Annotated in this window: 22 protein-coding genes; 8 read left to right on the top strand and 14 right to left on the bottom strand. The window is 32.5% G+C overall.

Annotation, left to right across the window (positions count from 1 at the left end):
* The first annotated feature begins 6 nt into the window (after positions 1–6).
* Genes AC1EU5_RS08865 through AC1EU5_RS08855 form a run of 3 tightly spaced genes read left to right on the top strand, consistent with a single transcriptional unit; the run spans position 7 to position 3,557 of the window.
* Complete coding sequence (locus tag AC1EU5_RS08865) at positions 7–837, top strand: ion transporter (protein ID WP_480192022.1); 831 nt, start codon at positions 7–9, stop codon at positions 835–837.
* A complete protein-coding gene (gene miaA, locus AC1EU5_RS08860; RefSeq protein ID WP_480192021.1) occupies positions 827–1,756 on the top strand; it encodes a tRNA (adenosine(37)-N6)-dimethylallyltransferase MiaA in 930 nt (309 codons plus the stop codon). Before AC1EU5_RS08865 ends, miaA begins: the two co-directional genes overlap by 11 nt.
* Positions 1,746–3,557: an acyl-CoA dehydrogenase family protein gene (locus AC1EU5_RS08855; RefSeq protein WP_480192020.1), complete on the top strand. Its 1,812-nt coding sequence runs from the start codon at positions 1,746–1,748 to the stop codon at positions 3,555–3,557. The genes miaA and AC1EU5_RS08855 overlap by 11 nt, the downstream gene beginning before the upstream one ends.
* A gap of 194 nt (positions 3,558–3,751) precedes the next feature.
* Here AC1EU5_RS08855 and AC1EU5_RS08850 read toward each other — a convergent pair whose 3' ends face one another.
* The 5 genes from AC1EU5_RS08850 to AC1EU5_RS08830 form a co-directional block, all read right to left on the bottom strand.
* The gene (locus AC1EU5_RS08850) at positions 3,752–4,306 is read right to left on the bottom strand and encodes a 1-acyl-sn-glycerol-3-phosphate acyltransferase (protein WP_480192019.1); all 555 of its coding nucleotides are present in this window, start codon (positions 4,304–4,306) and stop codon (positions 3,752–3,754) included.
* 78 nt (positions 4,307–4,384) lie between these two features.
* On the bottom strand, positions 4,385–6,253 hold the full coding sequence (locus tag AC1EU5_RS08845) for a leucine-rich repeat domain-containing protein (RefSeq protein ID WP_480192018.1): 1,869 nt from the start codon (positions 6,251–6,253) through the stop codon (positions 4,385–4,387).
* A 178-nt stretch (positions 6,254–6,431) separates the two neighbouring features.
* Positions 6,432–6,833: an ester cyclase gene (locus tag AC1EU5_RS08840; protein ID WP_480192017.1), complete on the bottom strand. Its 402-nt coding sequence runs from the start codon at positions 6,831–6,833 to the stop codon at positions 6,432–6,434.
* Between the two features lie 75 nt (positions 6,834–6,908).
* Positions 6,909–7,772 (bottom strand): helix-turn-helix domain-containing protein, encoded by an 864-nt coding sequence (locus tag AC1EU5_RS08835; RefSeq protein ID WP_480192016.1) that lies wholly within the window; start codon positions 7,770–7,772, stop codon positions 6,909–6,911.
* A 94-nt stretch (positions 7,773–7,866) separates the two neighbouring features.
* Positions 7,867–9,309 carry an ATP-dependent DNA helicase gene (locus AC1EU5_RS08830; protein ID WP_480192015.1) on the bottom strand — a complete coding sequence of 481 codons (1,443 nt, stop codon included), beginning with the start codon at positions 9,307–9,309 and terminating at the stop codon, positions 7,867–7,869.
* Between the two features lie 107 nt (positions 9,310–9,416).
* On the opposite strand from AC1EU5_RS08830, the gene AC1EU5_RS08825 reads away from it, so the two are divergent.
* The 3 genes from AC1EU5_RS08825 to rsmD are packed head-to-tail and all read left to right on the top strand — an operon-like array spanning position 9,417 to position 11,504.
* Positions 9,417–10,154, top strand: coding sequence for a hypothetical protein (locus tag AC1EU5_RS08825; protein ID WP_480192014.1), 738 nt, complete (start codon positions 9,417–9,419; stop codon positions 10,152–10,154).
* Entirely contained in the window at positions 10,123–10,968 is an 846-nt protein-coding gene (locus tag AC1EU5_RS08820) for a DUF3822 family protein (RefSeq protein WP_480192013.1), read from the top strand. The genes AC1EU5_RS08825 and AC1EU5_RS08820 overlap by 32 nt, the downstream gene beginning before the upstream one ends.
* Positions 10,968–11,504 (top strand): 16S rRNA (guanine(966)-N(2))-methyltransferase RsmD, encoded by a 537-nt coding sequence (gene rsmD / locus AC1EU5_RS08815; protein WP_480192012.1) that lies wholly within the window; start codon positions 10,968–10,970, stop codon positions 11,502–11,504. Before AC1EU5_RS08820 ends, rsmD begins: the two co-directional genes overlap by 1 nt.
* Positions 11,505–11,524: 20 nt before the next feature.
* On the opposite strand, the gene AC1EU5_RS08810 is transcribed toward rsmD, so the two are convergent.
* From AC1EU5_RS08810 to AC1EU5_RS08770, 9 genes are all read right to left on the bottom strand, one after another.
* The gene (locus AC1EU5_RS08810) at positions 11,525–11,902 is read right to left on the bottom strand and encodes a hypothetical protein (protein ID WP_480192011.1); all 378 of its coding nucleotides are present in this window, start codon (positions 11,900–11,902) and stop codon (positions 11,525–11,527) included.
* Positions 11,903–11,977: 75 nt separating this feature from the next.
* Positions 11,978–12,733, bottom strand: a complete 756-nt coding sequence (locus AC1EU5_RS08805) for a LytR/AlgR family response regulator transcription factor (RefSeq protein ID WP_480192010.1) — start codon at positions 12,731–12,733, stop codon at positions 11,978–11,980.
* A gap of 17 nt (positions 12,734–12,750) precedes the next feature.
* Positions 12,751–13,071 (bottom strand): 2TM domain-containing protein, encoded by a 321-nt coding sequence (locus AC1EU5_RS08800; RefSeq protein ID WP_480192009.1) that lies wholly within the window; start codon positions 13,069–13,071, stop codon positions 12,751–12,753.
* A gap of 12 nt (positions 13,072–13,083) precedes the next feature.
* On the bottom strand, positions 13,084–13,422 hold the full coding sequence (locus tag AC1EU5_RS08795) for a 2TM domain-containing protein (protein WP_480192008.1): 339 nt from the start codon (positions 13,420–13,422) through the stop codon (positions 13,084–13,086).
* Between the two features lie 5 nt (positions 13,423–13,427).
* Positions 13,428–13,787 (bottom strand): 2TM domain-containing protein, encoded by a 360-nt coding sequence (locus AC1EU5_RS08790; protein ID WP_480192007.1) that lies wholly within the window; start codon positions 13,785–13,787, stop codon positions 13,428–13,430.
* A gap of 3 nt (positions 13,788–13,790) precedes the next feature.
* On the bottom strand, positions 13,791–14,105 hold the full coding sequence (locus AC1EU5_RS08785; protein ID WP_480192006.1) for a 2TM domain-containing protein: 315 nt from the start codon (positions 14,103–14,105) through the stop codon (positions 13,791–13,793).
* Between the two features lie 2 nt (positions 14,106–14,107).
* Positions 14,108–15,457, bottom strand: coding sequence for a 2TM domain-containing protein (locus AC1EU5_RS08780; RefSeq protein ID WP_480192005.1), 1,350 nt, complete (start codon positions 15,455–15,457; stop codon positions 14,108–14,110).
* Positions 15,457–15,888 carry a DUF2141 domain-containing protein gene (locus AC1EU5_RS08775; protein WP_480192004.1) on the bottom strand — a complete coding sequence of 144 codons (432 nt, stop codon included), beginning with the start codon at positions 15,886–15,888 and terminating at the stop codon, positions 15,457–15,459. The genes AC1EU5_RS08780 and AC1EU5_RS08775 overlap by 1 nt, the downstream gene beginning before the upstream one ends.
* 38 nt (positions 15,889–15,926) lie before the next feature.
* Entirely contained in the window at positions 15,927–16,931 is a 1,005-nt protein-coding gene (locus AC1EU5_RS08770) for a DUF2141 domain-containing protein (RefSeq protein WP_480192003.1), read from the bottom strand.
* Positions 16,932–17,130: 199 nt separating this feature from the next.
* Between AC1EU5_RS08770 and AC1EU5_RS08765 the strand changes: the two genes are divergently transcribed.
* Together AC1EU5_RS08765 and AC1EU5_RS08760 are read left to right on the top strand one after the other, a co-directional pair.
* Positions 17,131–17,826, top strand: a complete 696-nt coding sequence (locus tag AC1EU5_RS08765) for a heparan-alpha-glucosaminide N-acetyltransferase domain-containing protein (RefSeq protein WP_480192002.1) — start codon at positions 17,131–17,133, stop codon at positions 17,824–17,826.
* A gap of 76 nt (positions 17,827–17,902) precedes the next feature.
* On the top strand, positions 17,903–18,451 hold the full coding sequence (locus tag AC1EU5_RS08760) for a hypothetical protein (RefSeq protein ID WP_480192001.1): 549 nt from the start codon (positions 17,903–17,905) through the stop codon (positions 18,449–18,451).
* The last annotated feature ends 18 nt before the right edge of the window (positions 18,452–18,469 follow it).

Here is an 18,469-nt window from a genome sequence, read left to right as displayed (position 1 = left end):
CTTCATTTGACTAATAAAAAAAGCTCATCTAACTGGAGATTCAAACTTCATGAAATCATTTACGAGGCTGACACCCCAGCAGGTAAGTTTTTTGATGTTATTTTATTGATAGCTATTCTCGCCAGTATTGTGTTTGTAATGCTGGAAACCGTTGAAGAGTTTGATAATAAGTATCATAATTTTTTAAATGCCGCAGAGTGGATCATTACTATTCTATTTACTATAGAATATATTGCAAGAATCATAGCGGTTAAAAAACCATCAAAATACATATTTAGTTTTTACGGAATTATTGATCTATTATCCACTATCCCTAAATATCTCTCTTTACTTTTTGTAGGTACTCATGCATTGGCTGCTTTACGTGCTCTGCGATTACTAAGAGTGTTTAGAATTTTGAAGTTGGCTCGCTATGTTGGTGAGTCTAATCGTTTGTTGGTAGCCTTGCGAAATAGTAGGGCAAAGATATCGGTGTTTCTATTCTTTGTACTTATTTTATGTATTATTTTAGGTACTGTTATGTACCTTATTGAAGGTGGCTCTGATGGTGGGTTTACAAGTATACCACGTAGTGTTTACTGGGCAGTAGTTACACTAACAACAGTTGGTTATGGTGATATTGCTCCTGTAACTGCCTTAGGTCAATTTATCGCTGCATTTATAATGATTTTAGGTTATGGTATCATTGCTATTCCTACAGGGATTGTTACTGCCGAGTATACGCGCAATAGAGATATTCATACGAATACGCAAAATTGCCCAAATTGCACAGCAGGAAATCATCGTGATAATGCTGAGTTTTGTCATAAATGCGGCCATGTTTTAAATGAAGAATAAGTACCTTATTACTGTTATTGGGCCCACCGCAATTGGTAAGACTTCTCTAAGCATTCAAATTGCTCAACATTTTAAAACAGAGATTATCTCTTGTGATTCAAGACAGTTTTATAAGGAAATGTCTATTGGCACCGCCGTACCATCCAAAAGTGAATTAAGTGCTGCACCCCATCATTTTATTCAGAACCGTTCTATTTTTGAAGATTATAGTGTTGGCCAGTTTGAAAAGGACGCTATCAATAAACTCGATATACTATTCCAAAAGCATGATGTATTAGTTATGGTCGGTGGCAGCGGATTATATGTTGATGCGGTTTTAAAAGGATTGGATGATTTTCCAAACGTTGATCCTAATATCCGTTTGGATTTAAAAAATCAATTGGAAAAAGAGGGTATAGAATCATTACAAAAACAACTTCAAAAATTAGACAAGGAAACCTATCAGAAAATTGATTTAGAGAATCATCAACGTGTAATTAGAGCATTAGAAATCTGTATTGGTACCGGAAGATCATATGCATCCTTCTTAACTGATAAACAATCAAAGCGTAATTTCATCCCTATTAAAATAGGATTGACAGCAGATCGTGAATTAGTGTATGAGCGTATCAATAACCGTGTAGATGAAATGATACAACAAGGTTTGATGGAAGAAGCTAAAGAACTTAGAAAACATAAGAATTTAAATGCCTTACAAACAGTAGGATACAAAGAGTTATTTAATTATTTTGATGGTCTTTGGGAACTAGATTTTGCAATATCAGAAATTAAAAAAAATACACGACGTTTTGCAAAACGACAAGGCACTTGGTTTAGAAAAGACCAAGAAATTAAATGGTATGATTATCAAGATGATCATAACCATATTATTGAGTATATTAATCATCAACTATTGAATACCTCTAGAAATGAAAAATGAATATGTAGATATAGACACTCTAAAATTTTTATTGTTTGATGTTCATAAGACAGATGTGCTTTTAAGTAAAGAGCGCTTTAGTGAGTATGACAAAACCTCAATTGATATATTTTTAGATTCTGTAAAATCATTTTCAGATACTGCCTTATTTCCATTTATCAAAGAAATGGATGAAAAGCCAGCCTATTTTGAAGATGGTAAGATTATAGTGCATCCTCAGTTTGAAACCATATTAAAAGCTGCTGGTGAAATGGGATTAGTGGGTGCCTTGTATGATTTTGAAGATGGAGGTATGCAATTGCCTTCTTCCATATTTCATGCCGCCTATTTCATTATGGAAGCTGCCAATAATCATGTGCCTGGCTATCTAGGTTTAACTGCCGGGTCAGCGAATTTAATTTTATCCTTTGGGAATCAATATCTTAAAGACACGTTTGTGCCAAATATGTTAGACCTTTCTTGGGGAGGCACTATGTGTTTAACAGAACCGCAAGCAGGCAGTTCACTATCAGATATTACGACTTCTGCAACTCCAACAGATCAAGAACACTATTTAATAAAAGGTCAAAAGATCTTTATCTCCGCCGGCGATCATCAATTTGCTGACAATTTTGTGCATCTAGTGCTTGCGCGTATTGAAAGTGCTCCTTCTGGAACAAAAGGAGTGTCCTTATTCGTAGTTCCTAAAAGTAGGCCTCTTGAAAATGGAAATTTGGAATTTAATGATGTAGCTGTAGCTGGAGAATTTGAAAAAATGGGACAAAAGGGTTATTGCACTACACATCTTGTTTTTGGTGATACCAATGATTGCAAAGGATGGCTTGTAGGTGAAGCCAATAAAGGGCTATCCTATATGTTTCAAATGATGAATGAAGCAAGGATAGCTACAGGAAGAATGGGGGCTGCTATTGCTTCTGCTGCCTATTACAACTCTATAAAATATGCGAATGAACGCCCTCAAGGAAGAAAATTAAATAGTACCGGACAGAAAAATATTGAAGAAGAGCAAACACTTATTATCAATCATCCCGATGTGAAACGCATGCTGCTGACGCAAAAGGCAATTATTGAAGGCTCGATGTGTTTAATTGTAGAAACTGCTAATTATGTTGATAAAGAAATGGTTAGTGATTCCGCTGAAGAAAAGGAAAAGTATCATTTGCTTTTAGAGCTTTTAACGCCCATCACCAAAACATATCCGGCTGAGAAGGGTATTGAATCAACAAGTAACGCTGTCCAAATTTTAGGTGGCTACGGTTTTTGCACTGATTTTATGCCTCAGCAATATTTTAGAGATATACGTATCATTTCAATATACGAGGGTACCACAGGAATACAATCTTTAGACCTCTTAGGAAGAAAGGTCACCATGAAAAATGGAAAAGCAGTAGAATTATTAGCTCAAGAAATTCAGCAAACTATAAAAAAAGCAAATGAACACACTAATCTGCAACCTTTTGCTAATATGCTTTTAGAAAATCTCGGTTTGACTCAAAAAGTGATTGCTTCTTTAATGCCACATGCTATAAGTGGTAATTATGAACGCTTTTTAGCTGATGCAACTATTTTTATGGACTTTTTCAGTGCTATTGTCATTGGATGGCAATGGTTAAAAGCGGCCACAACGGCCCAATATATGCTTATTGAAGATAGTGGAGATCAAACACATGGATTTTATGAAAGTAAAATACATACTATGAAGTATTATTATACCTACGAAATGCCGAAAACGAAAAGTCTGGCAAAAATATTAATGAATGAGGAAGGGCTTACCATCAAAGCAACTAAAGAATTGTTTTAAAGAAAGTTAGACATAAATTGAAACATCATCAAAAACCGTCAAATTGAGTGATTTTTAGAAATGAAAATGAGAAAAATTGTATCGAAATTAGGTTTTTGGGTAAAAATCACTTGTTTTCGATACATTTTTACTATGCAAAAACACTCAAACTGACGTGATTTCTTAAAGCGAACTCACATTGTTTTTAGGAAATTTTAGAATATTTCTTTATTGTAGTTCTCGGGGTATTTACCTTCAATATCCTTATAAAAATCCTCAATTTTCTGCATATCTACTTCAAAATCACCTGTGAGCTGATATACATCTCCTACACCAGCAATTTTCTTTTTATAATCTAAATAACCTAAGGATACCGGTACATTTGCATTTTTGGCTATGTGATAAAATCCAGTTTTCCACTTCTCTACCCTTCTGCGTGTGCCTTCAGCAGGCACCATTAAAACCAAGCCTTCAGACTCATTAAATAATTGTACTGAATAATCAACTAGATTATTATTTTTACTTCTATCAACTCCAATGGCACCTAGCCATTTAAAGAAAAAACCCAAAAAGCTATTTGTATAACTGTTCTTAATTAAAAATTTGGCGTCAATACCTTCTAACCAGTAGACAGCCAAAGCAAAGACAATATCCCAATTGGTTGTATGTGGTGCTGCTAACATGACCGTCTTGGGTACTTTGAACTCAGACTTATAAACAGCCTTCCAACCGAAAATAAATAGTATGAACTTAGCTACACGTTTTTTCATTAAATAGATTCTAAAACAAATGTAACGAATCTATATAGAAGAAAAATCCACCATTTAAACAAAAGTATTTATTATCAATTATTGGCAAACATCGGCTGGGTAAACAGAATTATTCCCATTATCCAAACTTACTATATAGTCCACATCTGTGTTTAGGTCACAAATTACTTGTGGAATAATTGTTGCCGGGTTTCCATATAACGATAGTTTTATCAAAAAAGTTAATTGAGACAATTCTGGTGGAATTAAACCATTAGAAATTTGATTATTTGCAAAAGATAACTTTTCCAATTTAACTAAGTTGCTTATTTCAGATGGGATGGCAGTAATTTGATTATCAGCAAAAGATAATTCATATTTAAGATTTAATAACTGGCCTATTTCAATCGGAATTTTAGTTATTTTATTATTACTAAGTGTTAAAAAATCTAAATTGGTTAGTTTCCCTATATCCTTAGGTATCGAAGTAATTTGATTATAATCAAAAGACATAGAATAGAGCTTTGTTAATAAACCAATTTCAATTGGAATTTGTTCAATTTTATTACCAGACATATTTAGATGTTGAAGATTAGTTAAATCTCCTATTACTTTGGGAATTTCATGGATATTATTACTAGGAAGGTATAAAGAACTAAGGTTTGCTAACATACCTATCTCATTTGGGATATCTATTATTTGATTTAAACGTAAGTCTAAATATTTAAGATTAGATAAATGGCCTATTTCATTTGGGATAATATTTATATGGTTTTTACCTAATAGTAAATATATTAGACTGGATAAACTACCTATTTCTTTTGGAACATCTATTATTCTATTGTGTGCTAAATCTAATAATTGAAGATTACTTAACTGACTTATTTCAGTTGGAATAGTTGTTATTTGATTTTCTCTTAGATCTAGTTTTTCAAGAAGAGATAGTTGGCCTATTTCAGGCGGTAGCACATTTATTTGGTTTCTGTCTAAGCTTAAACTTTTAAGACAAATTAGTTGTCCTATTTCAGGAGGAATAGATGTTATCCGATTTTCCCATAATTCTAAATTCTCAAGACACTTTAGTTGCCCAATTTCTGGTGGTATAATCGTCAAATTAGATATACTCAAGTTCAAACCCACAATATTTCCATTAGCATTCAACTCAATCCCCGAAAAAGTTTGTAAGGTGGTATCATTAAAATCCCAATCAAGTGTATTATTAGGATTAGTGTCATAAAAGATTTTTAATACATCATAGTCACTCAAGGAAGTATCGGTTAAATTACAATCACAGCTTTCATTTGCAACTGGATCTATAGAAGAAGTTGTTAGTAAATTTATTGGATCTAAAAGTACAATATTAGTATTAAAACATTCCCCGCAAATGCTATCATTTTCAAGGGAAACTGGACTTGGATGATATATATCATGCACATCCAAAAAATTAATATCATCTTCAAACTGTTTTAATTGATTAAACCTAAAAGGCAAATCTCTTAATTGATATATATCTGGGGAGCATAATATATATTGGCAAATTTCTGGAGTAATATTTAAATTAGGGATTTGCTTCAACACATGCAATAAATTATACCGTGCTTTAATTTCTGAACTAATTGGTTTAATAGCTAGGTAATTTTTTGTTTTTGACAAATCAGCACTCAACCTTTTAGAATCAAATTTGATTTTTGAAGGAATTCTTTTAATACCTCCTTTTTTATCTATTTCGTAAATTAAAATCTTCGAGTTTTCGTTTAATGTATCGATTACATTAGAAAAATCAATTTTAGATGTATTATGACTAACTTTAAATGCTATAAGTTCGTTTTCAATAGACATGTATTTTTTTGACAAATTTTCATCAATCTCTGCTTTTTTGATCCCACAAGAGATGAGAAAGGAAAGAGTTATTACAAATAAATAGTTTAATAATTTAATTAGACTAAGGTATCTATTATAGACTTTCATTTTTTAATTGCGCTGATTGTAATTTGTCAAACCATGTTTGTTAAACTAGGTTTAGTTTGCTAAGCTATTACCTAATCATTAAATGGTCAAGAGGATTTTTCCTATTTCTTATAAGGAAAAATCCTATTTTTTCTAACTTCCAACAAACCTAGAGGGTAGGAATTCAATTATTTGCAGCCTATACCACTTGCTGTTCTTTTTCATTTGACTGATTTACACCAAGTTGCTCTAATAATAGCACTTGATCTGCTATTAGCCAATGATCAACAATTTTCCCATCTTTAATAGTATAACGTATCGCAAAAGGTAAATCTACTGTTTTACCCGTAGGGGGTATACCATTAAATTCTCCGGCATGAACACCATTCATACGTGCTCGTACCAAAACTTTTTCTTCTTCTCCAATGAGCTCATCAATAAATAATTCATATTTAGGGAATGCTCCTTCGAAAAAATTGATATGCTCTATTAAGTGCTCATCAGACATGTATTGTCTACTTAACTCTTCCGTTTTTACAACACCAGACATGGCATTAAAATACCTAATGATAAATTCTTTGTTTTCTTTGATCTTGTTCATTTTGATAGTATTTTGTTGACCAAAATTATAGGCAAATGATATATAGTTTTTGACTCTTTGTTGCGATTAGTTGCCTTATCGTTGCATCTTTTTATAAGAAGATGGAGAAACCCCAAATTGTTTTTGAAAAGAACGGCTAAAATGACTTTTACTCACAAACCCAACTTGATAGGCAGCTTCACTAACATTATATCCATTCCGTTTTGTTTTTAATAGATCTCTAGCTACAAGTAACCTGAAGTATAATAAATATGCACTTGGTGACATCTTAGTCAGCACTTTCATCCTTCTAAAGAGCTGCGCTCTACTTAAAGCCATAGCTGAAGCCAGTGCGTCCACTTTAAAAGCATTATCGCTCATGCGAGATTGAATCACGGCATTTACTTTTCTTAGAAACACGCCTTCCTTTACTCCTTTTTCATCAGCAGCTGTCTGTAGATTTTCTATTTCTTTAAAGTAGGCAGATAGTTTGGTTTCAATCTCCTTATAATATGGAGTATACCCCAGGTTATTCTCACTTGTGATCTTTTGAAGTCCTTTAATCTGAGTAAACTCTCCAAACGGAACCTTTACCCAATACGCTGTACCACCTTTTTCAGTACCCTGAACAGTAATATCATATGTAATATCATTAATGATTTGCCGCATTCTATGAAGATTGATTCCTGTATTTATAATTTCTACAGATAATACCTCGCTGTTAAGTTCATTAGAATTCAAACAAACAGAAACACTCTGTATTTGTGGTGTATAAGAGATGATTCTCTTTATCAAGGTTGAAAACTGATCAAAAATTTCTTGAGAATTAAATGCACCTTCCAGGCTATTTAACTCATTGTGAAATTCAAGGTTTATATGTTGCTGAGCTGCATAATTCTGTAAACTACAAACTAAATCTCTAAATAAGTCAATGAGATTTACAGTATCTTTTGAATCCATGAAGCTTTATACAATGGTTGATCATTTTAAAATTAGCTAAAAAGAAACAGAAATACAAAAATAGTAGGTAGTAGCAGTATCAGCTTATAACAAACTAACCCTCAAAACTCTCATTTTTAAACCCAATTAAATACAATTTTTCTTGTGCTCTGGTTACTGCTGTATACAACCATCTTAAATAGGAGATATCTTGACCATTAGGCAAATAAGGTTGCTCAATAAAAACTGTTTTCCATTGCCCTCCTTGAGATTTATGACAAGTCATAGCATATGAAAACTTGACTTGCAGGGCATTGAAGTATTTATTTTTCTTTACAGAGAGTAATCTTTTATACGATGACTTTTCATTCTCATAATCTTTTTTGACTTCTTCATATAAACGATTAGAATCTTCATAGGATAATGAAGGCGTTTCAGAAGCAAGTGTATCCAATAATAACACGGTATCAAATGGTTTTTGATTGGGGTAGTCAACCATACGTATTTTTACCTCTGCAAATTTAAATCCATACAATTCTTGATACTTTCTTATTTCAAGGATTTCGCAGATGTCTCCATTCGCAATAAAACCAGCTTCAGAAGAGTCTTTCAACCAGAAATAATTATTTTTTACTACCATCACATAATCGCCCGTAGCAATTTCACTTTCTAAACCTCGAATCTTTGTTCGGATTTGTTGATTGTATTGATTTGCTCGTTTGTTTGAACGAACAATAAATGCAGTTTCCTCTACACCTTCATCAGTATCATAAGCAGTTTGAATAGCGTCTTGTATATCATAACCATCCGTTAACCGAATTATGTCAGGAAAATTGACATTGAATTTGAATTCACCCCGATAGCTGTCGGGGCCGCCTTCAGCTAAGTTCATCCTTAAACGCGTAGCATTATTCAAAATACCCGAATCCTCAGTTTGGCGCATTACCTCATCTAACTCTAGCTCTATTACTTCTTTATGGTAATTAAGTTCTAAAACATTGGCATCTAAAGCGGGACTCAACTCCAATTTTACTGGTGGTAACTGCGCTGTATCGCCAATTAATACTAATTTACAGTTCTTCCCCGAGTAGATATAAAACAAAAGATCATCTAACAAAGATCCATTTTCAAAGAGTCGAGCATCTGCAGCTCTATCAGGAATCATAGAAGCCTCATCAACAATAAAAACAGTATTTGTATGCTTATTATTCTGTAAGACAAAAGATACGCTACCATTACTTTTTTTACGAGGATGATATATCTTTTTATGAATAGTAAATGCTTGCCTATTGGCATAACCACCAATAACTTTTGCCGCTCGTCCTGTTGGGGCAAGCAGTACTGATTTCCTTCCAGCTTTCCACAAGGTATTAACTACGGTACTAATTGTGGTAGTTTTACCAGTACCGGCATATCCCTTCAACAGAAAAAGTTGCTTGTCATTAGTATTAAAAACAAATTCAGAAAGTTGTTGTAGTAAGATGTTTTGATTGGTAGTTGGGGTAAAAGGAAATTTCTCTAATAATGCCCCATAAAAAGCTTTTGAATCCTTAATCATCTAGCATTTCTAATGAAGCCCAAAGGTACAAATTGATTTATGCTTAAAAGTTTTAACCATTAAAAAAATTTTGTAGATTTGCCTATAACCAACAAATAAATTATATAATGCTGACAATCTTAATTATTCTAGGTGCTATTTTTCTTACCGGAGTTTTGGCCTATGTTATTGCTAATAAGGTATCTCCTAAAGCCAGACCGGTAATCTCAATTATCTTATTGTTACTGGCCGTATTTTTAGGTTTTAAGATCTACAAAGGAATTATGGGGCCTATTGAATTTAATAAAGAGAAAGTAGAGCGCTATACACCTGTGATTGATAATTTAAAAACAATTAGAGATGCGATGATTGCTCATAAGGAAGTAACTGGTGATTTTACCAACAAACCTGAGAATTTAATTAAGTTTATTGATACGGCTAAGTTTGCTGTAACTGAGACTAAAAATATTGTAGTTGAAGAAAATAAAGGTACTGCTTTTCAACCATTAATGGTAGAAGTAGAAAAACGTGTGGTAGATACCATAGGTTATAAGGATGTGCGTGCTTCTTTTGCCGGAAGAGATTATAAAAGTATGTTTAACGTTCCTGGTACGGATGCAAAATTTGACCTAGAGACTGGTTATGTTGAAAAAGTTGCAGGTGTAAAATCACCTGTATTCTTAGTAAAAGTACCTAAGAAAGTTATATTAGAAGGATTGTCAAGACATTTAATAAAACAAGAAGTAGAGGCTATTGCACCTGAAGTAACTGGAGAGTTTATTTCTGTAGGTTCTTTAGATGACGTTAAAACAAATGGAAACTGGCCTCAAATATATGATACAGGAGAAGCTAAAGATAACGAATAGTTCAGACGAAAAATCTGAATTCAACCACTTATCCATCCAATTTAGTTTGGGTGGATTTTCTTTTTGTGTCTTAGATAAAGATGAAAAAAAGTATACTACTTTACATAATTACCATTTTAAAGAAGACAGTTATACCCCACAAAAACTTATTGATAATTTAAATAAAGTTTTTGCAGATAATGAACTACTAAAACAAAAGTACGACAGTGTTACAATCACCCATACTAATAATCTCTCTACTTTAATTCCTAAACCTTTATTTCAAGAAGACAAAATGAGTGCGTATCTTGCTTATAATAACAAGGTGCTAAAGCATGACTATTTTGTTTATGATGAGATAAAAAATCATGAAATGGTAAACGTTTATGTACCCTATGTAAATGTAAACAACTTTTTTATTGATCATTTCAGTGAGTTTGAGTACAAGCATTTTTCAACTGTGCTAGTAGAAAATCTGGTAGATATCTACAAGTATAGTTTGATACCCCACATGTTTGTAAACGTTGGTAGTAGACATTTTGAAGTGATTGTAATATTTGATAGAAAATTGCAGCTTTATAATACTTTTGAATACAAAACTAAAGAGGATTTTATTTACTATATCCTCTTTACAGCTGAGCAGCTAAATATGAATCCCGAAAAATTTGAATTACAATTTTTAGGAAATGTTGAAAAAGATGATGAACTATACAACATTACATATAAATACATTCGTAATGTAAGTATGCTTGAAAACCGTTCAAAGTATAAGTATTCAGATTCTTTTACGGAGGAAATAAAACGCCAATTTTTCACCTTACTTCACCAATATTAATGCGTATCATTTCTGGCAAACATAAAGGTAGGCGATTCAATGCGCCCAAAAACCTTCCTACGCGCCCAACAACTGATATGGCTAAAGAAGCCTTATTCAATATTTTAAATAATCAGTATTATTTTGAAGGTTTAAATATTTTAGATCTATTTGCAGGAATTGGTAGTATTAGTCTTGAGTTTGCTTCAAGAGGAGTTAATCAAGTTACTTGTGTTGACAGGCACCCAAAGTGTATTCACTTTATTAATAAGACTGCTAAAGAACTTAATCTGAATATTCATCCAATTAAAGCAGACGTATTTAAGTACCTCGAAAAGACAAAACTAACATCTGACATTATTTTTGTCGACCCTCCATATGCGCTTGAAGAAGATAAATTTAAATGGATAATTAATCAAATTTTTGAAAAAAATCTTTTGAATGATGATGGCTTATTAATTATAGAACATACCAAGGATACTGATTTATCTCATCTTGTTAAATACGCCTACTCAAAGAGGTATGGCGGCAGTATGTTTAGTTTTTTTGAAAATTAAATAGATTACTCTTAATTTTTCTAGTTTTCAATCATTGCAATAGAATTGTCTTCAGTTAATAGTGCCGGTAAACCTATGGAAACTTCTGAGGTAATAATAAACTTTCTAGTGAACAGACGTATATTGTAATTACCTTTTGAAATTTTAGAAGTATCTAAAGAACAATGTTTCCCTCTATTAAAAGAACTATAAATAGCTTCACCCGTAGTTTTATCTAAAATTTCATATTTGTAGAAATCTGATGCTGAATCAAGTAACAAAGTATTTGTTATTGAATTTTCAGTTATAGTTAACGCCTCAGAACCATCAGGCGCTGTAGTGATATATTTCACATTTTGAGATTGCACACTACAAAATATAAATAGACCAAAAATGAACGATAAAATGAGCTTTTTCAAATGAGAGAATTTAGGGAGTTTTTAAGTTGCGTAAATCAACAAATAAAAACTAAAGAAATTCTAAAGATTTTATGTCTACTCTAGCCAATCTTTAAAATCACGAACACGTTCACGGCTAACTATGACTTCTTGCTCCTTGTAACTATTTAATTTTAATTTCAGCCTCGAGTTGGTATAGGCAATGATATCTTTAATTCCATTAACATTTACATAAAACTTTCGGCTCACTCTGAAGAATGTCTGGGGTTCTAATTCATTTTCAAGTTGCTCTAAAGTCATATCAATTAGATAATCTCTATTTTCTTTGGTATGTATATATGTGCCTTTATTTTCACTATAAAAGCATTCAATTGTGTCAATAGGTATCATTTTAAGATGTTGACCCACTTTTACGGTAAATCGCTTTTTATACTCACGTTCAATTGGATTGGTCAATAGCTTTTTTATATCTTCAAAATTCACCTGTACATTTTGTGATTTAGGCACCAAATCCTTATACTTTTTTACCGCTCTTTCAAGATCATCCTGATCAATTGGCTTTAACAAGTAATCAATACTATTTAATTTAAATGCCTGTAAAGCATATTCATCATAAGCGGTAGTAAAAATAATTGAGCTACTGATCTTTATCTCGTCAAAAATTTCAAAAGAAAGTCCGTCTGATAACTGAATGTCTAAAAATATCAAATCAGGATGTTCATTGTTATGAAACCAGTTAATAGATTCTTCTACAGAATGTAACATAGTATCAATAATAACCTCTGCTTTTTCTAGCATACGTGATAAACGACGTGCTGCAGGTTTTTCATCTTCTATAATAATTACTTTCATTCGCTGTATGTTTGTTTTTAGTATTTATCCTTATCCATAAACTTCTTTATTCTTCTTTCTTCCCATTCTTTTCCAAACAGGAAATTAAATCCAAACACATTGATAGCATGAATACCCAGGCCAATACCCCAGGCTATCCAAACAAAATAAGTGCCTGTTTCAAAAAAGGCCTGCTCAAAAGTTTCACCATTAAATATATTTCGAATTACCTTACTTACAGTAATGAAAAGGTTTACAGCTACGTATATCAGAGCATGAATATAAAATCCTTTTAACTGCTCAACACGTTTCTTGGCTCGTATATAATTTTCATTTTCAATTCTATCTACCGGTTTCATAATTTTTAATTTTTATTCCCAACGACTCCTAGCCATTGAATCTTCGTTTTCTTCCTCTTCCATAAACTCTTGTATTTTTCGTTTTTCCCATTGTTTATTTTTAAAAGGGATAATCTCAAAAGCTCTTAAGCCATGAATAAGTAATCCAACTCCCCAAAATAGCCAAGTTGAATACGTACTAAAATGACCTAGTGCCTGAAAAAATGTTTTAGAGTTATTAATATCATGATTCAGCACCATGTTTAAGGTAGTAACAGTAACATTTATCAGTACATATATTAACAAATGCGTATAAAAACCTTTGATTCTTTTTACTCTATTAATTGCTCTATCATATGGTGTCTCTCTCATAACCTTTATTCCCAACGGTTTTTAATTACTAAATCTTCATTTTCTTCCTGATCCATAAACTCTTGAATCTTACGCTCTTCCCATTGTTTGTTCATAAACGGACTCAATTGAAAAGCTTTTAAAGCATGAAATACCAAGCCAATGCCCCAGCCAAAAGCTACCCATAGAAACCACATGTAGCCCCAACCATTAGTATAATAGTTTATCCAGGCTAAAAAACCTACAACTACAATATACCATATTAGGTCAGTATAAAACTTCTTTAATGCCTCTACGCGTTCTTTTGCACGTAGGTATCTGTTTTCTCTGTCAAAATTTCCTAATTCTTTCATATACTTAATTTCTCTACTTAAAAAAATTTGCATCTTTTATTCGTATAATTGTTTTTGGTGTACTTCTTCCTCTTCCATAAACTCCTGAATCTTTTGCTCTTCCCATTGTTGGCTAAAAAAAGAGCCTCGCTTAAACACTACAAACCAATGAATTGTTACGCCTAAACCCCACCCTAAAGCCGGAAAAATAACCCATGGAAAATCTGTTGTTAATAAATTAACTATTGCCAATAAAGGAATTACAAAAACATAGGTGAAGAGGTTCCAGTAAAATCCCTTCATTTCATCTATTCTCTTTCGAGCTCTTTTATAACGCTCCTCATTACTGTATTTACTTTCCAATCGTTTCATAACTAAAAATACTGTTGTTCTTGTTGCTCTTCATCTAATAATTCTTGTAATTTCTTTTGTTCCCAAGCTTTTCCTAAAAATGGGGTCTTACCATTTGCTTCAAACCAATGCGCCGTTAATCCAAACCCCCAGCCGAGTGCTGGAAAAACAGCCCAAGGGAAATCAGTTGTTTTGTAATTAATAAATATGAGAATCGGAATAACTATTACATATGAATACAAATGTGAGTAAAAATCCTTTAGCTTTTTTACACGTTCTTTGGCACGTGCATAGCGCTTATCTTCTATATAGTTGGCTTGTGTCTGCATAACAGATATTCTTTTTGTTAACATAGGTAAGGCAACCATGAAATTCAGCGGTGATTTTTCTATGCTTACAGTTCTTTTAGTCAATAAATCATAACGCTGTTTGATATTCACCAGGCCTACACCGCTACTCTTTTTTACAACTTCTTTTGGTTGTAAATTGTTTTCTACAATTAATGCATTGCCTTTTTCATAAATCTTAATATGTAGAGGCTTTGAAGTATTTACTACATTATGCTTTACAGCATTTTCTAATAACAATTGTAATGACAGAGGTACCACTCGTGCTTCTGGATTACTAGCCTTTTCAGGAATGTCAAATTTAATGCTATCCTCAAAGCGCATCTTCAGGAGACTTACGTAAGTTCTTGCAAATTGTAACTCTTCATCAACAGATACTAATTCTTTATTTTTTTGCTCTAAAACATATCGGTATACTTTTGATAAGGATGTGGTAAACTTTTGAGCAGCATCCGGGTTTTCATCAATCAGGCTCGTTAATACATTTAAGCTGTTAAATAAAAAGTGTGGATCAAGCTGGTTTTTCAACGCATCAAATTGTGCTGAAGCAGTTCCCGCTATAATCTTTTGTTCTTTTACCTTCTTCTTTTGAAGCTCCTGATAGAAATAAATAGCATGAAAGAATACAGATATCAAAATTGTTAGCAGCAGTGCTGTAAAATAAAAAGTGCCATTTAATCGCTCTTCTGTAATAAACTCAGCATAACTCTCTCCTTCAATGCCTATCTCTTGAATCATGCGAAGTATAAAAATGGCTATCATTGTTAACACAACACTTGCTAACGCTCCAATTGCTAATCTATATTTAGCATATTTTTCCCAGGTACGTTCGTTTAGGTAATCAAATAAATAGGCATTTACATAAGTTAGCGAAACGCAGTACATAACATTATAACCAAACATAATCAGCAGCTGTCTGTTTAATCCAAATGGTCTACCTGCAAAAAAATAGTATAGTACATTCATTGCGAAAATGGCAATGCTAATGCCAAAACCTATTACTAATGTCTTTCTAAACCTATTCATTACTTAAATTTAATACTAATGGTTTTATCTGAATTAATATTGAATTTTGCATCTTCATATTTAGGTGGTCCCATAAATCCTTTAGCATTATTACTTATTGCGATTGGTTCTTTGGGAATACCTAGAAAATTCATATCCAACTTTCCATTATTGTTTTTATCATAAAATGACGAAACTGCATATTCACCAATTGTGAGATTATCTAAATTCAATTTTGCATTGCCTTCTATAAGTACTACTTTATATCCTTTAAAAGGAGTTTTTAAAAAACTCTCTTTGCTGTTATACAGGGCTACATAAATTGTCCCGGTATTATAGTTCACTGACTCAAAATCTATAGTTAAAACTTTAGTGTCCTGAGCTTGTGTTAGAAGAGGCAAACACATAATAAAGAATAGGACAATATTTTTAATCATTTTGGTTGTTTTCACTTTTAAAAGGACTCTAAAGAAAGCTTTTCTAAATGTTATTAAAATCTAATTTCTAAAGTTACAGATTTGTTTTCAACTGTAAACTTTACATCTTCAAAATTTGGCGGCCCCATGCGCATTACATTATTTGAAGCACCATAATATTCTTTTGGCCTGCCGAACTCATCAAAGTCCATTTGTTTATTACCATTCATATCATGTAATACAATAATAGCATAAGTACCTGACTGTATGTTTTCAAAACTAGTTGTAGCTTTTCCTTTTTCAGCTTTGACACTTTTAGTAATAATTGGTTGTTTGTTATTAAAACTTTCAGCTGAATCATATAGGCCAAAAATAACATCTCCGCCTTCGCTTAATACATTCGTTACTATTGCTTCTATGGTCACACCAGAGCTATTTTCTTTTTTCATGGTCTTATCGCCACAACCTTTCAATACTTGCAACGTCCACTCCTTGCCCCAATTTGGATGAAACTTTCCTTTAGGCTCAAAAGTTTCATACAATGTGATAGTTTCTTGTAAGCGGTTACAATAAGGAGTTAAATCTTGCTTAAAAAAGCGAGCGCCTCCCATTTGAAATTCTATCAAGCCACTATGTGCTCTTGGGTTGCTTTGGTCTAGTTCAATAGCTTTTTTATATAGTTGCTCAGTTGGTGCTGATAATGAGGCACCGTATACCATAGGGTTTGAAGCTATCTTAGCTACGTTTACCATTCCTTTAACCACATATATTTCTGAATTATCAGGTGATAAAGCATCTGCAGTAGCGATTAAATCTTCAGCTACTTTTATTTGTGCTTCCTGCTTAGCTTTATCTTTCATTGTAAATGAAGTTCTAGCTTTTAGTAAAGCCAAATGATAGGCTGGTAGCCAATTGGTAGGTTCGGCAGCAGTAATTCGTTCTAAAACATTTGCTGCTTCATCATTTTTATTTTCTTGCATAAGACTAAAGGCCTTTTGCATGCCTTGGTCAAATTTACTTTGCGAATTGGCTAATTGTGATAATGCAATAATGATTAAAAGGGTGACAAGTCTGATCATGATTTTGATTTTTTAAATTATAGTTCAAAGATGAGATGATACTTACCATTTTAAAATTGCATCTGACTGAATTGTCATTTTTTAACGATGAATTGTAACTAAGATCGAAAAAAAGGGGAAAAACCTCTAAAGAAATAGGAAAAATCCTATTGTATTATTTCAAAATTATTCCGAAACTTACATATTGATTATAATAGGTATGGAAGCACTTTATGAAATTTCACAGACAGATTATAGGTTGCGAAAGTGTATTGGTATACTAGGAATATCTTTACCTACAATAATTTATTTTTTTCATGATCAACTGTTAGCATCTATAAGTCATTATTACTATACCAATGGTAGTGTGTTTTTCATTGGCATATTGTTTGCTTTTGGATTAGTCTTGCTTTCCTATAAAGGATATCGGCCGGAAAAAGGAGAAAAATTAAGCGATAACGCATTAACAAATATGGCTGGCTTCTTTGCCTTGGTTACAGTTATTATTCCAACTTCATGTTGTAATTCTGGAGATGAAACGCTTAAGTGTATTGATGACTATTTATTTGGACATCAAGATGGATTCTACAATACCATACACCTCATTTGTGCTGGTCTTTTTATATTTATTCTAGGCTGGATGTGTGTTTACAAGTTTACTAAAAGCACACAGCCAAAAAGAAGAAAATACAACAGGTTATATAAAATTTGTGGCTATATAGTTTGGGCTTGTGTTGTTACTATAGCTTTACTTTTTGCAGTTGACAAATGGACTGAACTTGATTTAGATGTACTAATACCAGGTTATACGTTTATACTAGAGAGTATTGCGCTCTATGCATTTGCAATTGCTTGGTTGGTAAAAGGGCATTTAAAAGAAGATTGGCTACAACTAAAAAAGCGTTTCCTTTCCTAATTAGGGAAATCTCCATTCAAAAAAATACACTTATAGTCTGCCAATTATTTTTGATAAAAAAGTGTACATTCACAAAATGAAAAGCGATTTTATAATCAATGAATTATGGCAGTTAGCAATAGCTGGAGCCTTTCAGCGAGCCGGAATTTATAAACCAAGTGCTAACGAAGCAGAAAAAAAAGCTTTTAAAAATGAATTAAAAATTGATTTAGAAAGTCTTATTCAAGCGCAGTATTTTAAAGAAATTACAGAAAAGGAACATTTGGAAAACATTCTTGCCTTGTCTGAGCATACCAAAAAATATGGAAGCCTTCTCAAAAAAGAACAATTAAATATAGGTGTAAGTCAAAAAGTACTGAATTTATTTTTGAAATATCTATGGTGCTTAAAATTAGTACCTACTCCTCCACACTTTCCGGTTGACCGTTTGATTCAGCAAATATTGCATAAAGAGGCAAAACAATTGAATATTACTCCTCCTCCTCTCTATGCATGGACCCAAATTGAAAAGTTAGAGAACTACCTTGAAGTTATTAACCTTGCAAGACAAGTAAAAGATCAAAAACCAGAATATCAAAGGCTATCATTGGCAGAATTGGAATTGACATTGTATAGTAGGAGATAATTACTCATTATGTACTTT

This window comes from Maritimimonas sp. 2405UD52-3, from assembly GCF_056591715.1.
Note: the sequence above shows the minus strand (reverse complement) of the source record. Positions and strands in the feature narration are given on the sequence as shown.